Below are 21,788 nucleotides of genomic sequence, written 5' to 3'. Positions count from 1 at the left end.
TGAGTTTCTCGGCTTAAATCTCTAATAAATCTCATAAGTCTCTTGTTTTCTTGACTTTTGTTTTAGCTTATTCTACTTTTTATTATGTGTAATTTATTTTACATAAGCACTTACCTGAAAACGAAGGCACGCGCTATGAGATTATTGATGGAGAGTTGTTTATGGCCAGAGCGCCCCACTGGAAGCATCAACGCACCTGCTTCAACATCTGTTGAGAAGTCGATGCTTGGTCTGTTTTTAGTGGTTTAGGGCAAGCCAGCATCACTCCGGGTGTGCTATTCAGCGAATCAGATAACGTCATACCAGATGTAGTGTGGGCTAGTAACGGAAGATTAGCTGTATTGCTAGACGAGGCGGGACATCTAACAGGCGCACCAGAATTAGTGGTGGAAGTGTTATCACCTGGTATAGAGAATGAACGCCAAGATAGAGAACCTAAACTCAAACTTTACGCATCACGGGGAGTCCAAGAGTATTGGATTGCTGATTGGCGCTTGCAACAAGTTGAAATCTACCACCGCGAAAATGCCATGCTGAAATTAATCCCAATGCTACTAAATAATGATGAATTAAGTTCGCCTCTGTTACCAAGTTTTACCTGTCCTGCGGCTCGTTTTTTTGTGTAGGTAAGGGTAGAGGAGGAAGGCGATCGCGCTCTTCATTTAGTGTTCCCACCCACCTCTAGCCACAACAAAATTATTGGCTGACAACGGAGTAAAGATGCGATCGCACCCTACCTCACTTCATTAGCAATTGCGATCGCTCTCAACTGAGTCTAAGCCTTCCGGCTGATGTATAGCGGCAATAAAATTTCAACACTTGTGGCATAACTGACAGAAAAAATCTGTAGTTATGAAATCTCATTTGTGCCTTATAACCGGAGGAAAAACAATGTTTTCAAATCAACCGAAGCACGTTGATGCCGTAGGCGCTGACAACACTGGCAGTGGGTTTCTCACCCCTGATGCTGGCCCGGATACCGCACGCGCCGATTATTCTGATCAAGCAGATTTGAATGACGCAAGCCATGATTATGACAACGCTGATGAACCTGTTCCCGATACCTCTGTTGAGGAGTCGAAGGGTAACGTTGTCGATCGTCAAATGAGAATTATTGGACGCACCTCAGGGTGACATCGCAAGTATCATTCAAACAATCAAAATCGGGATGACTGGATTCGAACCAGCGGCCCCTTCGTCCCGAACGAAGTGCGCTACCAAGCTGCGCTACATCCCGTTGTCACAAGTGACAAACTAGATCCACAATATCACGCCAAATCCCAAATCACCAACCCACGCCACCAGAAATTAATTCAGCGAGTCCGTTGCTTGCTAGGATAAACTCTGTATGACTGAGAGTAAAAAGAGTGGGTTGTGGCTGTTAAACCAGATTGGTTGCGCGTCAAAGCGCCTCAGTGGGAGCGAGTCGGTAGTGTTAAAGAAATTTTGCGGGATTTGGGGCTGAATACCGTTTGTGAGGAAGCGTCTTGCCCCAACATCGGCGAGTGTTTCCAAGCCGGTACAGCGACATTCTTAATTATGGGGCCAGCCTGCACGCGGGCTTGCCCCTATTGCGATATCGACTTTGAGAAAAAGCCCAAAGCGCTTGACCCCACGGAACCAGAAAACTTGGCGGAGGCAGTTAGACGACTCCGACTCAATCATGTCGTAATTACCTCCGTGAACCGGGATGACTTGCCGGATGGCGGTGCGTCTCAGTTTGTCCGCTGCATTCAAGCGGTACGCGCCACCTCACCAAAGACGACAATTGAGGTATTGATTCCTGACTTGTGCGGCAACTGGGGGGCACTCGAAACAATCCTCCAGGCAGCACCCGAAGTGCTAAACCACAATACAGAAACGGTTCCCAGCCTTTACCGGCGGGTGCGTCCTCAAGGAAATTATCAGCGATCGCTCGAACTACTACATCGAACCCGCGAGTTAGCCCCTTGGGTTTACACAAAATCTGGTTTGATGGTAGGGCTGGGAGAAACTGACACCGAAATCCGGCAGGTAATGCAAGATTTACGAGATGTCGATTGCGATATTTTGACGATTGGGCAATATCTCCAACCCTCCCAAAAACATTTGAAAGTCGATAGCTTTGTCACACCTGCTCAGTTTGATGCTTGGAGACAGTTTGGGGAGTCGCTGGGTTTCCTGCAAATCGTCTCCTCTCCCCTGACTCGGAGTTCTTATCATGCCGAACAGGTACGGGAATTGATGGAACGCTATCCTCGATTCAAGAGTTATGAGTGACCAGAACTCCTCTAACTCAATCAAAATCATTCCCTTGAGGGAAGCGAAAGGTCAAAACTCAAAACTCACGATAGCGATTCTTGGATCGGGCGCTTGGGGTACGACCCTTGCCTCTCTCGCATCTCAGAACGGTCATCACGTCCGTGTGTGGTCGCGTCAGTCTTCCCTATGCTTAGAGGCGGTTCTAGAGAATGCTGAAATTGTTTTATCCGCCATCTCGATGAAAGGTGTCGGCGAGGTTGCGGCGAATGTAAAAAAAGCTGTCTCTTCTAAGCCAATTTTCGTTACTGCTACCAAAGGATTAGATCCCGTTACCACCTGCACCCCTTCGCAGATTTGGCAGGCGGCATTTCCGACTCGCCCAGTGGTCGTTTTATCGGGGCCAAATCTTGCTAAAGAAATTCAACAAGGATTGCCAGCCGCTACTGTAGTAGCCAGCCGGGACGCTGCCGCTGCCTCGTCGGTGCAAGCGGTATTTTCTTCTCCCAGTTTTCGGGTTTATACCAATGCTGACCCTTTAGGAGTGGAACTCGGCGGAACGCTAAAAAACGTGATGGCGATCGCTGCCGGTACTTGTGATGGGTTGCAACTGGGAACGAATGCCAAAGCCGCTTTGTTAACCCGTGGTCTCACTGAAATCATCCGCATCGGCAACTGCTGGGGGGCACAACCTGAAACGTTTTATGGATTGTCAGGACTTGGTGACTTACTCGCCACCTGCAACAGCAGTCTCAGTCGCAATTATCAGGTCGGTTACAGATTGGCTCAAGGTAAGACACTCTCCGAAGTTTTAACCGAGCTGGAAGGAACCGCTGAAGGGGTCAACACCGCTTCCGTGCTGATTCAACGAGCGGATCGAGAAGAAATTTCAGTTCCGATTTCTTACCAAGTCTATCGCTTGCTCAAAGGGGAAGTTACCCCACTCTCAGCAGTTGAAGCACTCATGCTAAGAGACAGCAAACCTGAGTATAGCTAGGTTTTAGCCCTTAAAACCATCTATAGGGAACTCTTTGAGCCAATATTCTTTCTTAACCCTAGGGATTTTTCAGGAAATCCTTCAATTGGTGATGTAGATTAACTTGGCCTTTGACCCAAATCACTACTCTAAGATTGAGCGCTGCCTATACTACCCAAAGATAGAAATCTGAATCCTACTAGAGACAGGTTTTTCTGAATGTCACGTCGTCCCTGCCTGCATAACCATCGATATCGATGAATTCAGTAAGTGTCATGCAGCTAGATGTAACAGAAAGTAACAGAAAGGTAAGCATTAGCTGTTTCGTCCTGGAGGGTGGGAATTCTAGCAATAAGTAGTGAAGTGATTAATTGAAAGACTATTCCGGACGCAATTGAGAGATCCCTATGCCAGCCACTCCTTTTTATGCAGAGACAGATACAGAATTTGACTCCGAGTTGCCAAATTACAACTTTGGGTCTGCCGTGTTGAACGACGATGCTCGACCCCCGGTGGATGATCTCGATAGCCCTGAGATGGAAGGTCTAGATGCAGAGTACGGGCGACTCGGCGAGGCATCTCTACGGGCAACTGCCAGCCGTCGTACTACCGATCTGGTTCGGTTATATCTTCAGGAAATTGGTCGGGTTCGGTTACTAGGGCGAGATGAGGAAGTCTCGGAAGCTCAAAAAGTCCAGCGTCATATGCGGTTGCTGGAGCTGAGAAATGATACTGCCAACCAGGCAGATCCAGTGATTCAGCCGTATGTACATCTGATTGAAGTACACGATCGTCTAGCATCTCAGTTGGGGCACCGTCCTTCTTTGGAACGGTGGGCGACGGAAGCGGGTATTGAGCTGAGCAACCTGAAGCCCACATTAGCTGCTGGGAAGCGTCGCTGGGCAGAAGTAGCAGGTCTGGCAGTTGAAGAGCTAGAGCGGATTCAGGCTACTGGCATTCGCGCCAAAGAACACATGATCAAGGCCAACCTGCGTCTAGTGGTTTCTGTGGCGAAGAAGTATCAAAATCGCGGATTGGAATTGTTGGATTTAGTCCAGGAAGGAACCCTTGGGCTAGAACGGGCGGTTGAGAAGTTCGATCCGACCAAGGGTTATCGGTTTAGCACCTATGCTTACTGGTGGATTCGCCAAGGAATTACCAGAGCGATCGCAACTCAAAGTCGTACCATCCGCCTGCCGGTTCACATCACCGAAAAGCTTAACAAAATTAAGAAAGCTCAGCGCAAAATTTCTCAAGAAAAAGGTCGCACGGCAAGTATTGAGGATATCGGCGTTGAGTTAGAAATGACACCGGAGCAGGTACGGGAAGTTTTACTTCGGGTGCCTCGTTCTGTCTCTTTAGAAATTAAAGTAGGAAAAGAGAAAGACACAGAATTAGGCGACTTGCTGGAAACAGACAGCATATCTCCCGAAGAAGTGTTAATGCGAGAAGCTTTACACCGAGATTTGCAGCAGCTGCTTGCCGATCTCACCAGCCGCGAGCGAGATGTGATTCGGATGCGGTTTGGCTTAGGAGATGGTCATCCTTACTCCTTGGCAGAAATTGGTCGCGCTCTGGATTTATCTAGAGAACGAGTTCGTCAAATTGAAGCCAAAGCTTTACAAAAGTTGCGGCAACCCAAGCGCCGCAACCGTGTACGCGACTATCTGGAGTCCTTAGGCTAAGAAATAGTAATTTCATTTTCACAACTGCCCAATACTAATTTCTCAAAACCCCCCTTAAAAAGGGGGGTTTTGTGATTTCAAATATAGTCTTGCAACAGAGAAATGTTCTAATACCATTTCACGAATTTGCCTGCAACAGAGCCGACAGACCGCCGCGATGGAAGTGCGGAACCCGGTAACAAGGGCGGCAAAGAGAACATCGCCAGTGTAGCGCCAGTAAAGTGAATGGATATAAACAAGTCAAAAATAAAAGTCCGATTTTTTTGACAAATGCGAATAAAAGTTAGGGAGCGGCGAGCAGTCGTAAAAAGAGGTAAATACTGCACCCAGCAGGGACAACGCATCAAACTAGATCCTACAACTAACAACTGACACGCACAGCAGCGGTCAAAAGGAAATAAGAAAAAAGTAAAAGATATAATTCTTTACTTATCTTGTTTCCTTTTTCCTATTGCTTTCCCTATCTCTTAGCCTTGTTTCTTATTAGACATTATTCTCAATAAGCTTCGATTGTTGCAAATATTCTAGGAATTCGCTATTCTTCTCAATAGGGCTACTTTCTTGAGAAGGTCAACATGTCTTTCTACACAGCAACCTCACTCAAGGCTGAACTGAACGAACGGGGCTGGCGTTTAACTCCCCAACGGGAAACGATCCTGAATGTCTTTCAACATCTTCCTAGAGGTCAGCATCTTAGTGCTGAAGACCTCCACGAGTTGTTGCACAGTGAAGGTGAGGACATAAGCTTATCCACCATTTACCGAACCTTAAAGTTGATGGCTCGGCTGGGCATTTTGCGCGAACTTGAACTGGCAGAAGGACATAAGCATTACGAACTCAATCAACCTTACCCGCATCACCATCACCATTTGATCTGTGTTCGGTGTAACAAGACGATTGAATTCAAAAATGACTCGATTTTAAAAACCGGCACCAGAACAGCCAGAAAAGAAGGGTACCACCTGCTTGACTGTCAGATGACGATTCACGCTATCTGTCCAACTTGCCAGCGGGCGTTACTACCCATTTAAAAAGCGATCGAGTAGGGTTAGGGCGGGATGCACCACTTCCACCATAGCGATTAGCTAGTAGTATAGCTAATCGCTAATTGCTATGTTTGTTTAAAAACGTCCCTTGACGATGTCATCAGCGCTGAGACCATAAGCACGTTGGGCAGCTTCAACTGCTGCTTTGGTTTGCGCCTCGAAAACCCCATTTAATGGTCCGCGATAAAAGCCGTTTTCTTTCAGACGCTTTTGTAAAGACAATACATTAAAGCGATCGCTTGTATTTTCCAGAGCCAATATAGTATCGGGTCTAGCGATTCCATCAGCTGTTAAACCTTGCGATTTCTGAAACTGAATCACGGCGTCTTTGGTGTCTTGATCGAAGTAGCCAGTCATGGCACCTTGAAAAATTCCCATCTGCCGCAACCGTCGCTGGAGTTCTACCACCTCCCGGTTGTTACTGCCTAACTGTAGGATCTGTCCGCTAGAAGCTGTATTAAAGCGATCGCTTGTATTTTTCAGAGCCAATATAGTATTGGGTCTAGCGATTCCATCAGCTGTTAAACCTTGCGATTTCTGAAACTGAATTACGGCATCTTTGGTGTCTTGATCAAAGTAGCCAGTCATGGCCCCTTGCAAAATTCCCAGTTTCCGCAACCGTCGCTGGAGTTCTACCACCTGCCGGTTGTTACTGCCTAATTGTAGGATCTGCCCACTAGAAGCGATATTTTTAGGCGGAGTCCGATCCTCTCCGCCTCCCACACCTATCAAAGCTGCCTGGGTATCCGAACCGACAATGCCATCTACTGGCATTCCCGCCGCTTGCTGAAATCGGTTAACAGCTGCTTTTGTGATCGGGCCATAATAGCCAGTGATATTTGCTTGAAAATAGCCCTGTTTTTGCAACCGTTGCTGGAGGGCTACTACCTCCGGACCGCTGTCTCCTTCCTGTAGGACTCCACTCCTCGGACGTTGGCTGACCTGAGAAGCCTTGCTGACCGGCTGCGGACGTTGCCTGACAGACTGGAAACGCTGGCGGCTGACCTGTCTGACCTGCCGAGATTGGCTGGTCTGCGCCTGAATTGGCTTGCCTCGCTTCTTCTGTAAGGCGGCTTCGGTTCGCGGCCCCACAATGCCATCCGGTTCCAGCCCATTAGCTTTCTGGAATTGGATCACAGCTTCCGTTGTAATTGGGCCAAAATTGCCTGTGATACCTGCTTTGAAATAGCCTAGCTGCTGCAAGCGCTGCTGGAGAGTGGCTACCTCCGCGCCGGTGTTTCCTGGCTCAAGTATTGCTAAAGCTTGAGACATTCCCAAGAGGCTCAGTGAGACAAAAAGCGATAGCAGAGACAAACTCGCTCTAGTAGACAGCTTTTGGCGGTTCAGTCCTTCAAAAATTTTTTGGCTATTCCAGACTATAGGAAACTCGCTGTTCGTAGAGGCTTCGTAGGCCAGGGCAAGATGCAGGTAGGCAAGGGTTTCCATAATTTTACTGGCAAACTCTTGATAGACAGTTTAAGAAGGTCAATTTCATCAACTAGCTATACCATACCAGTGCCTAGGGGCGATATACCACCCGTGCATCTAGTCCGCGCGATCGCAGTAGCTCGGAGCGGCTTTCGGCAAGCTGCCGATTGGAAAATGCCCCTGCATTTACATAGGAACCTCGTTTCGATTTCGGCCCCAGATCCGCATTCGGTACATAGCGGAGGACTTTATTCAATGTTGCGTAATTTCCTGGTACGACTACCACGTAGCGATTCTCGGCAAAATTAATTCCTAATTCCTGTAGAGTTCGTGCATCTGCAATGCCGTCAGGGTATAAACGCCGAGCTTGCTGAAACCGCCTGACAGCTCGCTGGGTAGCGGGACCATAAACCCCATCAATGCGACCAGGGTTGAAGCCTTGATCGCTCAATCGCCGTTGGAGATCCTCGACCTCGGAACCGCGATCGCCAGGTTGGAGACTTCTACGACTCCTGTCGTTCCGGTTGCTGTAGTCACTTAGTTGTTGACTTGGACGACCGGCAACGTAGTCGTCTAGTGCCCGCAGCGTTTCTGAAGTAATCGTCCCGCTGGGGGATAAACCTACACTTGCCTGGAACTCCCTGAGAGCTTGCGCCGTATTTCGACCAAATACTCCATCAATACGACCGGGGTTGAATCCTGCCTGTGCTAACTGTTCTTGGACAAGCCTAATGTCTGAATAGGTATTTTCTGAATAGGTATTTTCTGAATAGATATCTTCTGGATAGATATTTTCTGCTCTCAGTGTAGGGATGTTGGGAGGAGACAGTGTAGGGTTTTCCGGAAGCGAGTCAAGAGTTCTGTCCGGAGGTGGCAGCGTAAACGGGTCATTGTTGAAGCTTTGGCTTATAGTCGGTCTAACTTGATTAAATAATTCTGCCCTGGTTCCTCGACCCACAATCCCATCTGGTGTGAGCCGATTGGCTTGCTGGAATCGAATCACCGCATTTTTAGTTTGCGAGCCAAAATTGCCAGTGGCGGGCACACTAAAGCCTCGCGCCTGTAACTGCTGTTGTAATGCGCGTACCTCAGAACCGCGATCGCCTTGTTTCAGCGTTCTCTGTGCTAACGCCTGAGAAGAGATTCCTAGCATCGCTAAGGCAACGGCAATCGATAGAAAATGAATCGTTGCGTGGCTAGAAAGTTTTTTCCAATTCAATCCGGTCAGAAATTCCTGGTTTTCCCCAACCGGAGAAACACCGGCTTCTTGTACAGGTGTTTCGTAGACTAAGGCTAGATGAAGATAGGCAAGGGTTTCCATTACTTTTTACAGCATAGATTTTAACGCCAGTCTAGCCGATTGATTGCATCAAATCGCACTCTCTATCGACGATATACCACTCGTGCATTCAGTCCTTGCGATCGCAACATCTCTGACTGACGTTCTGCCCCAGACTCAGTGGCAAATGCTCCTGCCTGAATATTTGAATCGCTACTGGAAGTCTCCAGATAAGCATTCGGCACATACTGGCGCACTTGGCGCAGCGTTTCGGTAGTCTCAGCCATTACGATCACCGAGTAAGGAGAATTTGAAGTCGCAAGATACCCGGCAGCAAACCAGGTTTCCCGCCCCATAATGCCGTCAATCTTTAAACCCCTCGCCACTTGAAAGCGCTTCACAGCTTGCTCTGTTTTCCAGCCAAATTTTCCATCAATAGAACCCGGATTAAAACCAGCCGCTTTCAGCCTTTGCTGAGCTTCGGTGACTTCCCGACCGCGATCGCCCAGTCGCAACCCGCGCTTACCAATGTTCATTGCACTCGTCTGCGGAGTGTTGTGCGACTTTTTACTTTTCTTGCTTTTGCTCTCCAGATATCGCTTTAATGCTTCTAGGGTCTCCGAACCCGCGATGCCGTCAGCATCTAAGTCACTGATCGCTTGGAAACGCCTCACCGCTGCCTCGGTCAACTTGCCGTAGTATCCAGTGACAGGTCCCTTATAGTAGTTGGCTGCCATCAAGTTTGTTTGCAAAGCCGTCACTTCAGCACCCCTATCCTCTATCTGTATTGCGCTAGCACTGTGGAGCAAACTGAGGAAAGCTAGATTTAGAGCCAGCGATAGCAGATAGCTTGTCGCGGTGCTAGAAAGCTTTTGCCGATTGAGATCCTTAAAAAGTTCTAACTTTTCTATAACTGGAAAAGCCAGAGGATCTGTCGTTTCCTCGTAAGCTACTGCTACATAAAGATAGGCAAGCGTCTCCATTCTTGTCCTGCAAAACTCTTAGCAGCTAATCCACTCACTGAAGTTTTCAGAGAAGTTTTAACTGCTATTTTTGGCTTATTTTACGTTATTTTCACGTTTTTTGTTTACTAACTACAGAGAGAATACTTTAAGCTAGATGGTTTCTAGGTCTTGTTTTTGAGAAACTCTAGACGTTTTCAGCGATTAAACTAAACCTTAGCATCAAAAATTAAGGCAACTATCACCGCTACACCAGTAATGCCTAAAGCTACGAGCGGGTGTTGACCTTGACTTACAGCAAAAGAAGTAACGATACCAGCACCCAATGCCGCGATAACGGCAGATCCTAATAAATCTTGATGAGAGTTTTTATTGAACATTGTTGCGCTCCAGCAGCCAAGTTAAAAATAGCTGTGACTTACAGTTTTTCAACCTACCACCAGACTTTAGTAGGTTGAAAAGTTGCTGGAATATTGCAATTAAGATTTAAATTAAGCTAATTTTCTTAACACGTCCCAAGGTTACAGAAACGGGGGAACTCTATGCTTGTACTGCAATCCCCCGCACTGAAATCTCTGTCAGATTTCGCCTATTGCTGTTGTTCTGTCTCAACTCGCTCAATGTTACCGGCTTTGATCCAGCCTTGTTGTTCGCCCTCTTCCAGACGGATCTGTTGCCATCTTTTATCATCGCTTTCTTTGATGACTACAATCCGCTGATTGTATCCGACCCCACCGACGCGGTTGGCTTCCAAAGTTGGTGCCTCTCGTAAGCTTAAACCTTCGCGCCAGGTAACGCGAGCGGTATACGCTCCAGGTTCTAGCACTTTAGCAGGAGCAGTGCTGGGCGTCGGCGTTGGGTTGGGTTGAGCGGAGGACGCCGATGTTGTCTTGACAGCGCCAGGAGAAGCTTTGGCTTTTACCTCTGGTTTATCATTTGCATAAACCGGCTTGGGCGGAGGAGCCGACAGTTTAGTTAAGAAGTAATAGGCGGTAGCACCACCACCCACAGCGAGGAGGACGATCGCTAGGAAGAAACCAATTATAAATTTTGCTAAACCCGACCAACTCATGCTTGTGATTCCGGTTGTTGCAGCTGATGAAAGCGACTACTCAAAGGGCTGTGTCTCGATGCCATACGGGCTTTACCGGCGGCTGCCCAATCTTGCAAAAACTGGATTTGCTCTTGGGCAGTCCGAGCTAGGGGCACAATCTGACTGGCGGCTTCTAAAATATCATCGGTAGTGAAGTCTCGATTCTGGCTAAAGCCAATGTGCATCGCTTCTATCAAGGTTTGCTCAATTTCTGCCCCAGAAAAATCGGGGGTTTCGTATGCTACCCGATCGAGATCGTAACTACTCAAGTTGTGAGGCCGCAGCCTGGATAAGTGTACCGCAAAAATGGCGCGACGTTCCTCTTGTTCGGGCAAACCCACAAAAAAGATTTCATCAAATCTGCCTTTGCGAAGCATTTCCGGGGGTAAAGCTTGAATATTGTTAGCAGTCGCCACGACGAATACAGGTGAAGTTTTTTCTGCCAGCCAAGTAATAAAGGTACCAAAGACGCGGCTAGTTGTTCCGGCATCGCTTTTGCCATCAATGCCAGAGAAAGCTTTGTCAATTTCATCGATCCACAGTACGCAAGGAGCTAAAGCTTCTGCTAGTTGAATCATTTGCCGAGTGCGAGATTCCGATTCTCCCACCAATCCTCCAAAAAGACGCCCTACATCTAAGCGTAATAAAGGTAAGTGCCAATGATGGGCGATCGCTTTTGCCGTCAGCGATTTTCCGGTTCCCTGAATTCCTACTAGAAGTAACCCTCTGGGATAAGGGAGACCATATTGCCTTGCTCGTTCTGAAAAGGAACCACCACGCCGCAGCAGCCAGTCTTTTAGGTTATCTAAGCCGCCAATATCAGAAATTTTCTCGCTACTCGAATAAAACTCTAATATTTGCGTCTGGCGAATGGTTTGACGCTTTTCTTCCAGCACCAGTTCCACGTCCTCAGGGCGCAATTCTCCGTGAGTCGCGATCGCGCGTGCCAAGACACGACGAATCCGTTCCATCGATAGCCCTTGGCAGGAACGCACCAGTTCATCCAAAATTTTGCTGGTGAGGGATTTACCTGTGGCACCGAGTAAGCGTTCCACTTCTGTCTTGATCTCAGCTGGCGCTGGCAACGGAAACTCCAGGATGGTTAAGACTTCACTCAAGTCCGTTGGAATGGCAATTTGCGGCGCGACGATGACAATATTTTTCGGCTGGGATTTCAGACGCCGTGACAGATTCCTCAGCTTGCGATAGACTGATATATCTTCTAAAAAACGGGAAAAATCCCGCAAAATAAAGATTCCTGGGGCAGATGCTGCCACTTTTTCTACAAATTCTAATGCTTGAACCGGATTGCGTCGTCCAAAACCGGCATCGTTGGGGTTGCCCTGATAGCCATCGACAAAATCCCATATATAGACTGGGCGATCGCCTAACCGTTGAGCTACCTGCGCGATCGCTACTTCTACTCTCTCCTCTTCGGGAGTTGGAATATAAATTAATGGATATCGGGCGCGTAGCAGCAGTTCAAACTCTTCACTGAAGCTCATAGCTGTTAATAGGATGTCAGTTGGTAGAAGACTTGCGGTTGTCGCGTCTCCAGGTCAGTGGTCAGTTGGTAGGGCGCGAACAAAAATCTTGGCAACCCAAAACTCTCTCCATTTAACCCGTCCGTACAATCATTGTTGCTTGATTAGTTGCCAACTACTTGTAAAAACCAAGAAAAAGCATCTCGCCTTACGGTTCAGTTAGTATACGCAAGGGCGATGCTTGTTCCCTTAACTTGTTTGTTTCTTGCCGCTGACGCTAACCACTGACCGCTGACTATTTAGGAAATTGTTTTTTGAGTGCTTTTAAAGCTTCCCATCGGCGGTCAGATAAACTGTCCGAGCCATTCGTATTTGCTGGTTGAATCCCCGAACAATCTTTGTCACAAAGCTGCCTTGGGGGAATCGCCAAACACATTTGTTCGTATAGCCAAACATCAGGCTGAAAATGACCCTGCGGCGGCAGCATTTCCAACAAATCTTCGAGTGGTGTTTCTCGTTCTACAGGCCCTGTATCTGGTTGATCAGCCCCTTCATCTAACCAAATCATTTCTGATGTATTGATAGCTAGGCGGTGATTATACTGTTGCAAGCAGCGATGGCAAGTGAGAGTGACAATTGCTTCTGCTTTTACAGAAACATCCAGGTAATTTCCTTGATGGGAAACTTTCATCTGTCCGCGCACGGGCGTCAAAGTTTCCAGCTCTGGTAAAAAATCATCAATTTGAATGACTTCTGAGCGCTCTGGCGCTTTCAGAAGCCCAGGAATATAAATCGCCTTCATAATGCTTCAGCCATCCTTCCAACCCGATTAAAAAAGGAAAACAAAAAACAAAAAATTATTTCTTATTTTCCTTTTTTAACTCTTAATTTTTTAATCGTACAACCAGACGCCGGTCTGGTTCTTGACCCCGACTATAGGTTTCTAAATCGTCGCACTCTTGAAAAAAAGTATGAACTTGACGCCGCTCTGCTGAAGACAAGGATTTTATTTCAAATTCTTGACCAGAAGAACGAACTTGCTGAGCGGCATCCTCAGCAAGTTCTTGGAGTTCCGCTTGACGCCGAGCGCGATAGCCATCAAGTTCAATGGTGTAAGCCGTCTGCTCCTCCCGCTCTTGACCCAAGTTCAAAATGGCATTGGCAAGGTACTGGATGGCATCGAGAGTCGCACCTTCAGAACCTACTAAGGCTTGAATTTGTGCGGATGTTAGTTTGGTTTCGTCGATTGTCAACCAGTAAGTTTCTAATTCTGCTTGGGAGGAGTCGCTGCTTTGTGGAATCGTTTGGATTGCGGTTTCTTTAACGCCGGTAGGAAATTTGGCTAGTTGCAGGAGTTGCTCTAGCCACTGCTGACCCCGCTGCATTCTGCGATCGCTCATAGCTAACTCGAAGCCTTTTTCTTAGAACGACCTGGTTCAAAGGGAAGTGCTTCTCTTTCCTTTGCTTTCGTTTCTTTTTCTTGAACTTCCACCATTTTCTGAAGGTTTTCTGGTAGGGGTTCGCGCGACAAAATAAACGTCTGAGCAGTTTGGAAAATGTTAGCAATGACCATGTACATCAACACTCCTGCTGGCAGTGGGAAGAACAAAAACATCCCAGAAAAGAGGATTGGGGTAATTTTGTTGACCGTAGCCTGCTGAGCGTTTGCATCGCTGGAATCGTTCTGTCCGGAGAGAACCTGGTTGAGATACAAACTGATGCCAAAGAATAGCACCATGCCGATAATATCCCAGTGAATGGTTCCGTCTTCATCAAAAGCGCCCACACGACCTAACGCATCAATAAAGAGAAATCCTTTATCTGCCGCTAGTCCTGGAACTGTTCCCTGAACGGTGACTTCCCCAGGCTGAAGAGCTTCCACGCTGCCATCTTCATTCACCTGTACCCGTTCTTCGCCTTTAGTGACCTTCCAGCGGGGAATCAGCTTAGTTTCAGGATAGTCGGCGAGGAGTTCCCGAAGGGGTTTGCCCTCCACGGTTTGAAATTCAATTTTAGCCTTTTCCCCAACCGTCAGGCGGTTCCCTCCCGGCAGCAGCGCCGCAATCGGGGCATGAACGCCATCTGAAAAGTAAATGTTTTGTGGCGCTGTCACGAAAGCTTGCGGCTGAATCCGTTCAATTTGTTCTTGAGGAAAGATTTGCAAATTGACCGTGTAGTTCACATCCGAGAATGGCGATCCCCGCAAGGTGGCAAACAATGCAAAGAGAATCGGCATTTGCAGCAACACGGGGAAGCACCCGGCTAAGGGATTGCCAAATTCTTTGAACAGCTTGCTCATTTCCTCCTGCTGTTTTGCAGGATCGTCCTTGTAAAGCTTCTGAATTTCTTCTTGTCGCTTTTTCATCAGCGGTTGGGAAACTTTCATCCGCCGCATATTGCGAATGGAGCCAGCACTCAGGGGATAGAGAGCAAAGCGAATTACAAGTGTCAGCGCCACGATGGCGAGACCATAGCTAGGCACAATCCCGTAGAAGAAATCCAGGATTGGCAGCATGACATTATTGGAGAGAAACCCGATACCAAAGTCCATTCGTTCTGAGTTAGAGGGGGCGCTAGTAGCTTGTGGAGAATCTTAATCTAAGTTATCTAATGTTTGTGATTTTTGGGTTATAAAACACACAAAAGCCAGGGTAGAGTCGCTGGGGAATTTTTAGATAAGCCATTGACAATTCAATTCGAGCATCTAAAATTTCTTGACTTTTGAGGCAATTCTATCGACTCGCGGAACCATCCGCTGGTTTGCCGGTTCTGGCTGCCATTTTCTCGTTGATGTAGTCATAAATTTCCCGGAATCGAGGTAAGGCTCTGAGTTCCAGGCGACTGCCATCTCGAAGAGTGACTACCATATCGCCCCAGAGACCAATTCCACGGGGAACCTTCACGACATTAACAATTTCTGAGTAGATAATGTCGGTGCGATCGCGTCCCATCCAACCACCCGTTACCGAGATACGACGAGTGGTAATCCGGTATCGCAACCAAAGCGCTCTCACAATTGCCCCTACCGTCAGAGGTATACAGATGACTGTAAATCCCAGCAGGATATTAATAATCAAATCACCTATGTGGGGACCGCCTTCATAGAAGGTTTCCTCTTTGATGCCCATTGAGTACCTCTGCTTCTGCCAACAACTGCTCTAATTCTCGCAAAATTTGACCATAATCGCACTCCACTGCTATGGGTCGCACAACGATGACCAACCGCCAGCCAGGTGCAATGCGAGGTAACATCTGACGAATTGCTGCCCGAATCCGTCGCTTGATCCGGTTCCGGATGACTGCTCGCTTGCTGACTTTTTGGCTGATGGAGATGCCGATGCGGGTTGGCATCACTTCAGCAGTTTTCATGCCCTTCGCGCCGCTTGATTGCCTCAACGCTCTTAAAGCAAAGTGAGGGGCATTGCGACGCAGACCGCTCTGGTACACAGCGGTAAAATCTTGCCGGTGCCTGAGTCGATTTGCTCTGGATAATGCCACTAGAAACTCCGCCCTCCTGGGTGGCTTAAAAGAAGGATGAAGGGGAAATCAATTCATCCTTCATCCTTCTTTTGTTTCTAAACGGAAAGGCGATAACGTCCCTTTTTTCGGCGAGCTTTGATGACAGCCTGACCATTTTTGGTACGCATCCGTGCTCGAAAACCAGATGTTCTTTTTTGCTTACGATTAGTGCCGCCCAGAGTGCGCTGAGTCATCGGTTTTTACTCCAGATTTAGAATCGCCGCTATAGAAAAAGTCACGATTCTCCAGCATAGCATCACATTGCGCTCCTTTTACAGGTGCCCCTTGGCTGCACAGAAGCGGACGTGGACTGTGCCTTAATTAATACTCAAAATCCAGGTACCGAGATAACGGGGCAACGGTACATCGCCGGGAGTAAGAATCGCACCCGTGAAATAATAAGTTCCACCAAAAGGCGGGTTTTTCACGTTAGACAAGATTAAATCTACGCTGTTACCAGCAGCCACTGGCTCCTGCATATAAATCAGAAGTTTGTAATTTTCTTTGTCCCAGACAACCTCTTTGAGGGGCAGCTTTTTCCCTTTGACACGGACTTCAACGTTTTTCGTGTCAAACTTGCCCTTATAGTAATCGGGATAAGTGATGACAAACTGAGCTGCCCCTAATTCCATTTTTTTGGCGGGAATCTTGAGCCGGTAGCGATCCCAAGCATCCGATTGACCGCCAAAATCTAACCGATAGCTCAGCTGATTTTGCCGTTCAACACCGCTAAAAATGGTTAAACCGGGTAGACTCTGTGCTTGGGTGAGGCTGGCAAAGCCCGTTAGCACGCAACCCGTCGCCGCTAGGGCAGAAATTAGGCGTCGCTTAGAGGATTTTGTTGACAACATAGGCTCTTGTATCTCAACTGTAGAGAGTGGGCTTCGTTACTAAACTTTACTATTTTTGGCTCAAGCGGGGATGTAGCCGCCTCGAATGAATCCTCCCCCGTGACGCGGGAAGCCGGAAGAAAGTGCCCCAGATGCAAGCTTAGTGAGCTTTTGAGTCGAGCGATCGCTCAGGTTAGGGCAATGGAACCAGACCGGCTCATAAAGACAGTTGATTTTAAACTAGTTGCCGCTCGGCGCGATCGCGCTGCTCGGCATTTTTTTATGTACTAATGTATATCATTATGTATTTTTTTGGTTATTTATTGAATAAATTTGAAAAAATCAGCCGGAAACAAACCCTTCAATTAATCTGAATTGACGCCAGAGATTATAGGCACCAGAGGGTTTAAGAGAAAGCTTTTTATCATCGGTTAAAGCTTTGAAAACGGGTTCTAGGTGATATCGTCTTAGGACGTGCGTGAGTGTGGAACTCTAAATTCATAAAACAAAGTTAAAGATACGGATCGGAATTTAGAAATCCGCCTAGGATGCAAAAGGATAGGATGCAGAAGGGTTTCGTAGAATTGATTGGGAGAGTTCATGAGAATTGCGGTTGCAAAGGAAGTTGAAGTTGGCGAACGTCGTGTGGCACTGGTGCCTGACACTGTAGGCAGGTTAGTAAAACAGGGTCTAGAAGTGTGGGTAGAGGCGGGTGCTGGTGAGCAAGCATTTTTCTTTGATGACGCCTATAAAGCAGCTGGTGCAACGATTGTCTCGGATACAGGTGCTTTGTGGCGCGAGGCGGATGTTTTATTAAAAGTTAATCCGCCGAAAGAGCATGAAATTCATCAGCTCAAGGAAGGAGGCGTGTTGATTGGGTTTCTAAATCCTTTGGGAAATCCAAACCTAATCCAGCGTTTAGCCGAGCGCCGAGTCACTGCCTTCAGTATGGAATTGATCCCCCGCACCAGTCGGGCGCAGAGCATGGATGCTTTGTCTTCTCAGGCGGGAGTGGCTGGATACAAGGCGGTACTGATTGCAGCGGCGGCTGTGCCGAAGTTCTTCCCGATGTTGACGACAGCAGCTGGGACAATTGCACCGGCAAAAGTATTTATCATGGGTGCAGGCGTAGCGGGACTGCAAGCGATCGCTACTGCTAGACGCCTAGGTGCCATCGTAGAAGCCTTTGATATTCGTCCTGCCGTGAAAGAAGAGGTGCAAAGCCTAGGGGCGAAATTTATCGAAGTGCAGCTGAATGAAGAAACTGTAGCGGCGGGTGGCTACGCGAAAGAAGTTTCTGAAGCCTCTAAGCAACGCACCCAAGAAGTCCTCACCGAACACGTCAAGCAAGCCGATGTCGTCATTACCACAGCTCAGGTTCCGGGCAGGAAAGCGCCCATCCTGGTGACTGAGGAAATGGTAGCCCAGATGAAACCGGGTGCGGTCATTGTCGATTTGGCAGCTGAGCAAGGCGGCAACTGCGCCTGCACGGAACCTGGCAAGGATGTACAGCGCAACGGAGTCACGATTATTGGCCCGATAAATTTACCTGCGTCTATGCCGGTTCACGCCAGTCAAATGTATGCCAAGAATGTTTTGACTTTGGTGCAATACCTGATTAAAGAGAGTGCATTGCAGCTGAATTTTGAGGATGACATCATTAGTAGTACCTGCGTCTCTAATAACGGTGAGATTCTCAATCAACGAGTCCGGGATGGTTTGACTCAGGTAAAGATTAACGCCTAGAAAAATGGTGGATGAAACCCATTTTCTCTCTAGAAAACGGGTTTCTTAGCTATCAAATTAGGTATCCAATTTGAAGATTGTCGGTGGGCAGTGTCCACCTTGACCGCTGAATCAAGAAGGAGTATTGAGCTGAATGACAGAAACCTTAATTGGCGCTTTGTTTGTATTTGTATTAGCATCTTTTATCGGATTTGAAGTAATTAACAAAGTGCCACCGACACTCCATACTCCCCTAATGTCTGGGGCAAATGCAATTTCTGGAATTGCCGTGATCGGGGCGCTGATTGTCTGCGGGCCGCGCGAGTCAAATCTCAGCGTCATTTTGGGCTTAATTGCCGTGGTGCTAGCAACCATCAACGTAGTAGGTGGTTTCTTAGTGACGGATCGGATGTTGCAAATGTTTAAGAAAAAGGTAAGCGGGTAATGGATAAGCTTTGAATTTTGAAAAGAAGAAATTTCTCACTCAAAATTCAAACCCGAACACTCAAAACTTTTCTGATTACCAATCACCAATTACCCATTACCGACGAACAAGTGATATGACGGAATTTCTGCCAACTGGGATACAGCTGACTTACTTAGTAGCAGCGTGTTTGTTTATTCTGGGATTGAAGAAGCTGGGTTCACCGGCGACAGCTCGCACAGGCAATCAGTGGGCAGCTGTCGGGATGCTACTGGCTATCGTGGCAACACTGCTAGATAGGCAGGTGTTGAACTACGAAATGATTCTGTTAGGTTTGCTGATTGGTTCAGTGTTGGGAGCGATCGCAGCCTATAAAGTAGAAATGACCGATATGCCCCAAATGGTGGGTCTACTCAACGGTTTGGGAGGCTTAGCTTCTGCCCTCGTCGCTGTAGGAGAATTTTGGCGGCTCTTGGGCACGCAGCAAGCAATCCCCTTCGACGCCAACCTCTCGATTATCAGTAGCGTATTTATCGGCGGCGTCACCTTCACTGGCAGTATGATGGCCTTTGCCAAATTGCAGGGACTCATTAGTGGTTCTCCCATTACTTTTCCCTTACAACAACCCATCAACGCCCTCCTATTAGTAAGTTTTGTAGCAGCGAGTGCCTTCCTGCTAATTACCCCAGACAACTTACCTGTATTTCTAGCAATGGTAGGGATTTCCTTACTGCTGGGCGTGCTGTTCGTGATTCCGATTGGCGGCGGCGATATGCCCGTCGTAATTTCGCTGCTGAACTCGCTTTCTGGGGTCGCTGCGGCGGCTGCTGGTTTCGTGGTGATGAACAATATGCTGATCATCTCCGGAGCCTTGGTAGGCGCTTCAGGCTTAATCCTGACCGAAATTATGTGTAAGGCGATGAACCGTTCCCTTGCCAGCGTGCTGTTTGGTGCCTTTGGGAAAGCTGGGGCATCTGGTGGCGCTGGTGGTGCAGATGGGGGCGATAAAAATGTCCACAGCATTGATACCGAAGAAGGCGCGATGATGTTGGGCTATGCGCGTTCCGTCGTGATTGTTCCCGGCTATGGCATGGCAGTGGCTCAAGCACAACACGCTGTCCGCGAATTGGCTGACGGCTTAGAAAAACTAGGCGTTGAAGTGAAATACGCCATTCACCCAGTCGCGGGACGGATGCCAGGACACATGAACGTATTGCTAGCAGAGGCGAATGTGCCTTATCCGCAGCTATACGACATGGATGATATCAATCCGCAGTTAGAGCAGACGGATGTGGCGCTGGTGATTGGGGCGAATGATGTTGTGAATCCAGCGGCTCGTCACGATTCTGCTAGCCCGATTTACGGGATGCCGATTCTGGAAGTAGATAAGGCAAAACACACGATTGTAATTAAACGCGGGATGAGTGCGGGTTTTGCCGGTGTGGATAACGAGCTTTTCTACAAAGACAAAACGATGATGCTATTTGGCAGTGCGCGGGATGTCGTGGCGAAGCTGGTTGCTGAAGTGAAGCAGCTATAAACAGATTTTGAGTTTTATATCATCACTCAAAATTGCGATCGCGATACGATACCAGTCTGCTTCAGGAGTTTAATACTCCTGAAGCTATCTTTTCTTTGGAATAAAAGATAGGTTAGGCTGGGCTTACCAGAGGCATCTGCTACATTCAGAAACCACGGTTATGTGATTTTGCATGAAAGCAGCATGAGACAATTCATCGCGGGTTTTACCGCCGCTTTAGTAGGTTTGGCGATCGCTTCGGTTGGTTCCGCGATGGCTCGTGAACCTGGTATCTATTTTAGGAATTCCCGTGCATTGTCAGACAAGGCAGATGGGAATGGGACTCCAAAGCCGATTTTAACCAGCCAAACCGCGTCCTCCACTCCAAAACAACCAACAGAGGAACTTTCCGCACTTTTAGATACGGTGGTGGAGGGCAACAGCTCGTTTGCCCTCGATCTCTATAACCGTCTGCGGAAACAAGAAGGAAACCTATTCTTCTCCCCTTACAGCATTTCAACGGCACTCGCCATGACCTACGCTGGAGCTGGCGGACAAACGGCGACCGAGATGGCGAAAGTTCTCCACTTCACCTTAGAGCAAGAACGCCTGCATCCGACTTTTGCCGCGCTCATGGCTGAGCTAAACGCCAGCGAACAGCAGGGATATCAAATTGCAGTTGCGAATCGGCTTTGGGGTCAAAAGGGCTATGGCTTTAGCGATCGCTTTTTGAAAACTACCCAAAACGACTACGGCGGGGGACTCCAAGAGGTGGACTTTGCCGGTGCGACTGAACAGACTCGCCGCACGATCAACAACTGGGTCGCAAAAAAAACTGAAGACAAAATTCAAGACCTGATTGCGCCAGGGACGATCTCTTCTAAGACCAAGCTGGTGCTGACAAATGCCATTTACTTTAAAGGTGCCTGGTTCAGCCCGTTCGATCGGCAAAAAACCAAAGATGAGCCGTTTTATGTCACTCCAACGCAGCAGGTTAGCGTGCCGATGATGTGCAAGACGGAGCAATACGGCTGGGCAGATATTGGCAGCTTGAAAGTGTTAGAGCTACCCTACGGTCAAGGCGAGGAGATATCCAAGGAATTATCGATGGTCATTCTCTTACCCAAGCAAGTGGATGGGTTGGCGAAGATGGAGCAGCAGCTGACGCCAAAAAACTTGGAACGGTGGCTATCGTCCCTCAAATACGAGCAGATGGTTGAAGTTTGGGTGCCTAAGTTCAACCTCACTTCAGAGTTTGACCTAAGCAAGGTACTGGCAAATATGGGGATGCCCGAAGCTTTCAGCGTTCAAGCTGACTTCTCGGCGATGACCGGCAAGAAAGGGTTGTTCATCTCCAAGGTGATTCACAAAGCCTTCGTGGAGGTAAATGAGGAGGGCACTGAGGCAGCTGCGTCTACAGGGGTTGGGATGACTAGGGGGGCAAACAAAGAGTTTCGAGCCGATCGCCCATTTGTGTTCCTGATTCGGGACAAGCAGTCGGGTAGCATTTTGTTCCTGGGTCGTGTGTTGAATCCGCTACAGTCAACAGCGGCTGTTGGGAAGTAAAGTTGATGCCGATC

The 21,788-nt window shown here is 48.0% G+C and carries 22 protein-coding genes, 1 tRNA gene and 1 pseudogene; 10 read left to right on the top strand and 14 right to left on the bottom strand.

Translation table 11 applies throughout. From position 1 onward, the window contains the following. The first annotated feature begins 95 nt into the window (after positions 1-95). A pseudogene (locus NDA06_RS17475) lies at positions 96-626 on the top strand (Uma2 family endonuclease). 265 nt (positions 627-891) lie between these two features. Beyond that, on the top strand, positions 892-1,134 hold the full coding sequence (locus tag NDA06_RS17470; protein ID WP_190986330.1) for a hypothetical protein: 243 nt from the start codon (positions 892-894) through the stop codon (positions 1,132-1,134). Positions 1,135-1,163: 29 nt separating this feature from the next. Here NDA06_RS17470 and NDA06_RS17465 read toward each other — a convergent pair. Continuing rightward, a tRNA-Pro gene (locus NDA06_RS17465) sits at positions 1,164-1,237 on the bottom strand. A gap of 137 nt (positions 1,238-1,374) precedes the next feature. Between NDA06_RS17465 and lipA the strand changes: the two genes are divergently transcribed. The 4 genes from lipA to NDA06_RS17445 all read left to right on the top strand — a co-directional run bounded on the left by lipA (position 1,375) and on the right by NDA06_RS17445 (position 5,930). Beyond that, a complete protein-coding gene (lipA, locus tag NDA06_RS17460) occupies positions 1,375-2,259 on the top strand; it encodes a lipoyl synthase (protein ID WP_190986329.1) in 885 nt (294 codons plus the stop codon). Further along, the gene (locus tag NDA06_RS17455; protein ID WP_190685420.1) at positions 2,252-3,235 is read left to right on the top strand and encodes an NAD(P)H-dependent glycerol-3-phosphate dehydrogenase; all 984 of its coding nucleotides are present in this window, start codon (positions 2,252-2,254) and stop codon (positions 3,233-3,235) included. The genes lipA and NDA06_RS17455 overlap by 8 nt, the downstream gene beginning before the upstream one ends. A 386-nt stretch (positions 3,236-3,621) precedes the next feature. Beyond that, positions 3,622-4,899 (top strand): RNA polymerase sigma factor SigC, encoded by a 1,278-nt coding sequence (gene sigC / locus NDA06_RS17450; protein WP_190527923.1) that lies wholly within the window; start codon positions 3,622-3,624, stop codon positions 4,897-4,899. 575 nt (positions 4,900-5,474) lie between these two features. Then, on the top strand, positions 5,475-5,930 hold the full coding sequence (locus tag NDA06_RS17445; RefSeq protein ID WP_190412715.1) for a transcriptional repressor: 456 nt from the start codon (positions 5,475-5,477) through the stop codon (positions 5,928-5,930). A 90-nt stretch (positions 5,931-6,020) separates the two neighbouring features. Here NDA06_RS17445 and NDA06_RS17440 read toward each other — a convergent pair whose 3' ends face one another. The 13 genes from NDA06_RS17440 to NDA06_RS17380 form a co-directional block, all read right to left on the bottom strand. Beyond that, positions 6,021-7,391, bottom strand: a complete 1,371-nt coding sequence (locus NDA06_RS17440) for a peptidoglycan-binding protein (protein WP_190986328.1) — start codon at positions 7,389-7,391, stop codon at positions 6,021-6,023. A gap of 73 nt (positions 7,392-7,464) precedes the next feature. Beyond that, positions 7,465-8,694 carry a peptidoglycan-binding protein gene (locus NDA06_RS17435; protein ID WP_190986327.1) on the bottom strand — a complete coding sequence of 410 codons (1,230 nt, stop codon included), beginning with the start codon at positions 8,692-8,694 and terminating at the stop codon, positions 7,465-7,467. Between the two features lie 62 nt (positions 8,695-8,756). Continuing rightward, a complete protein-coding gene (locus NDA06_RS17430) occupies positions 8,757-9,635 on the bottom strand; it encodes a peptidoglycan-binding protein (RefSeq protein ID WP_190986326.1) in 879 nt (292 codons plus the stop codon). 188 nt (positions 9,636-9,823) lie between these two features. Beyond that, positions 9,824-9,994 (bottom strand): hypothetical protein, encoded by a 171-nt coding sequence (locus tag NDA06_RS17425; RefSeq protein WP_190412719.1) that lies wholly within the window; start codon positions 9,992-9,994, stop codon positions 9,824-9,826. Between the two features lie 209 nt (positions 9,995-10,203). Further along, positions 10,204-10,686: an SH3 domain-containing protein gene (locus NDA06_RS17420; protein ID WP_190412720.1), complete on the bottom strand. Its 483-nt coding sequence runs from the start codon at positions 10,684-10,686 to the stop codon at positions 10,204-10,206. After that, positions 10,683-12,212: an AAA family ATPase gene (locus NDA06_RS17415; RefSeq protein ID WP_190412721.1), complete on the bottom strand. Its 1,530-nt coding sequence runs from the start codon at positions 12,210-12,212 to the stop codon at positions 10,683-10,685. The genes NDA06_RS17420 and NDA06_RS17415 overlap by 4 nt, the downstream gene beginning before the upstream one ends. 274 nt (positions 12,213-12,486) lie before the next feature. Next, the gene (locus NDA06_RS17410) at positions 12,487-12,993 is read right to left on the bottom strand and encodes a YceD family protein (RefSeq protein WP_190536251.1); all 507 of its coding nucleotides are present in this window, start codon (positions 12,991-12,993) and stop codon (positions 12,487-12,489) included. 82 nt (positions 12,994-13,075) lie between these two features. Further along, the gene (locus NDA06_RS17405; RefSeq protein ID WP_190412723.1) at positions 13,076-13,591 is read right to left on the bottom strand and encodes a R3H domain-containing nucleic acid-binding protein; all 516 of its coding nucleotides are present in this window, start codon (positions 13,589-13,591) and stop codon (positions 13,076-13,078) included. Positions 13,592-13,593: 2 nt separating this feature from the next. Further along, positions 13,594-14,742, bottom strand: a complete 1,149-nt coding sequence (gene yidC / locus NDA06_RS17400) for a membrane protein insertase YidC (protein WP_190412724.1) — start codon at positions 14,740-14,742, stop codon at positions 13,594-13,596. A 181-nt stretch (positions 14,743-14,923) separates the two neighbouring features. Then, positions 14,924-15,319 carry a PH domain-containing protein gene (locus NDA06_RS17395; protein ID WP_190412725.1) on the bottom strand — a complete coding sequence of 132 codons (396 nt, stop codon included), beginning with the start codon at positions 15,317-15,319 and terminating at the stop codon, positions 14,924-14,926. Then, positions 15,291-15,689, bottom strand: coding sequence for a ribonuclease P protein component (gene rnpA, locus NDA06_RS17390; protein WP_190412726.1), 399 nt, complete (start codon positions 15,687-15,689; stop codon positions 15,291-15,293). The genes NDA06_RS17395 and rnpA overlap by 29 nt, the downstream gene beginning before the upstream one ends. A 77-nt stretch (positions 15,690-15,766) precedes the next feature. Continuing rightward, on the bottom strand, positions 15,767-15,904 hold the full coding sequence (gene rpmH / locus NDA06_RS17385; protein WP_190412727.1) for a 50S ribosomal protein L34: 138 nt from the start codon (positions 15,902-15,904) through the stop codon (positions 15,767-15,769). A gap of 123 nt (positions 15,905-16,027) precedes the next feature. Then, on the bottom strand, positions 16,028-16,561 hold the full coding sequence (locus tag NDA06_RS17380; protein ID WP_190536249.1) for a DUF2808 domain-containing protein: 534 nt from the start codon (positions 16,559-16,561) through the stop codon (positions 16,028-16,030). A gap of 579 nt (positions 16,562-17,140) precedes the next feature. On the opposite strand from NDA06_RS17380, the gene NDA06_RS17375 reads away from it, so the two are divergent. The 4 genes from NDA06_RS17375 (at position 17,141) to NDA06_RS17360 (ending at position 21,774) form a co-directional block, all read left to right on the top strand. Further along, the gene (locus tag NDA06_RS17375; RefSeq protein WP_190986325.1) at positions 17,141-18,286 is read left to right on the top strand and encodes a Re/Si-specific NAD(P)(+) transhydrogenase subunit alpha; all 1,146 of its coding nucleotides are present in this window, start codon (positions 17,141-17,143) and stop codon (positions 18,284-18,286) included. 133 nt (positions 18,287-18,419) lie between these two features. Further along, positions 18,420-18,710 (top strand): NAD(P) transhydrogenase subunit alpha, encoded by a 291-nt coding sequence (locus tag NDA06_RS17370; protein WP_190412730.1) that lies wholly within the window; start codon positions 18,420-18,422, stop codon positions 18,708-18,710. Positions 18,711-18,825: 115 nt separating this feature from the next. Next, a complete protein-coding gene (locus NDA06_RS17365; protein ID WP_190439677.1) occupies positions 18,826-20,229 on the top strand; it encodes an NAD(P)(+) transhydrogenase (Re/Si-specific) subunit beta in 1,404 nt (467 codons plus the stop codon). Between the two features lie 183 nt (positions 20,230-20,412). Then, positions 20,413-21,774, top strand: coding sequence for a serpin family protein (locus tag NDA06_RS17360; protein WP_190677709.1), 1,362 nt, complete (start codon positions 20,413-20,415; stop codon positions 21,772-21,774). Positions 21,775-21,788 lie beyond the last annotated feature (14 nt).

Origin of the sequence: Trichocoleus sp. ST-U1 (assembly GCF_039961835.1) — a bacterium.
In the GTDB taxonomy this organism is placed as follows: Bacteria; Cyanobacteriota; Cyanobacteriia; order Cyanobacteriales; family FACHB-T130; genus FACHB-T130.
Note: the sequence above shows the minus strand (reverse complement) of the source record. Positions and strands in the feature narration are given on the sequence as shown.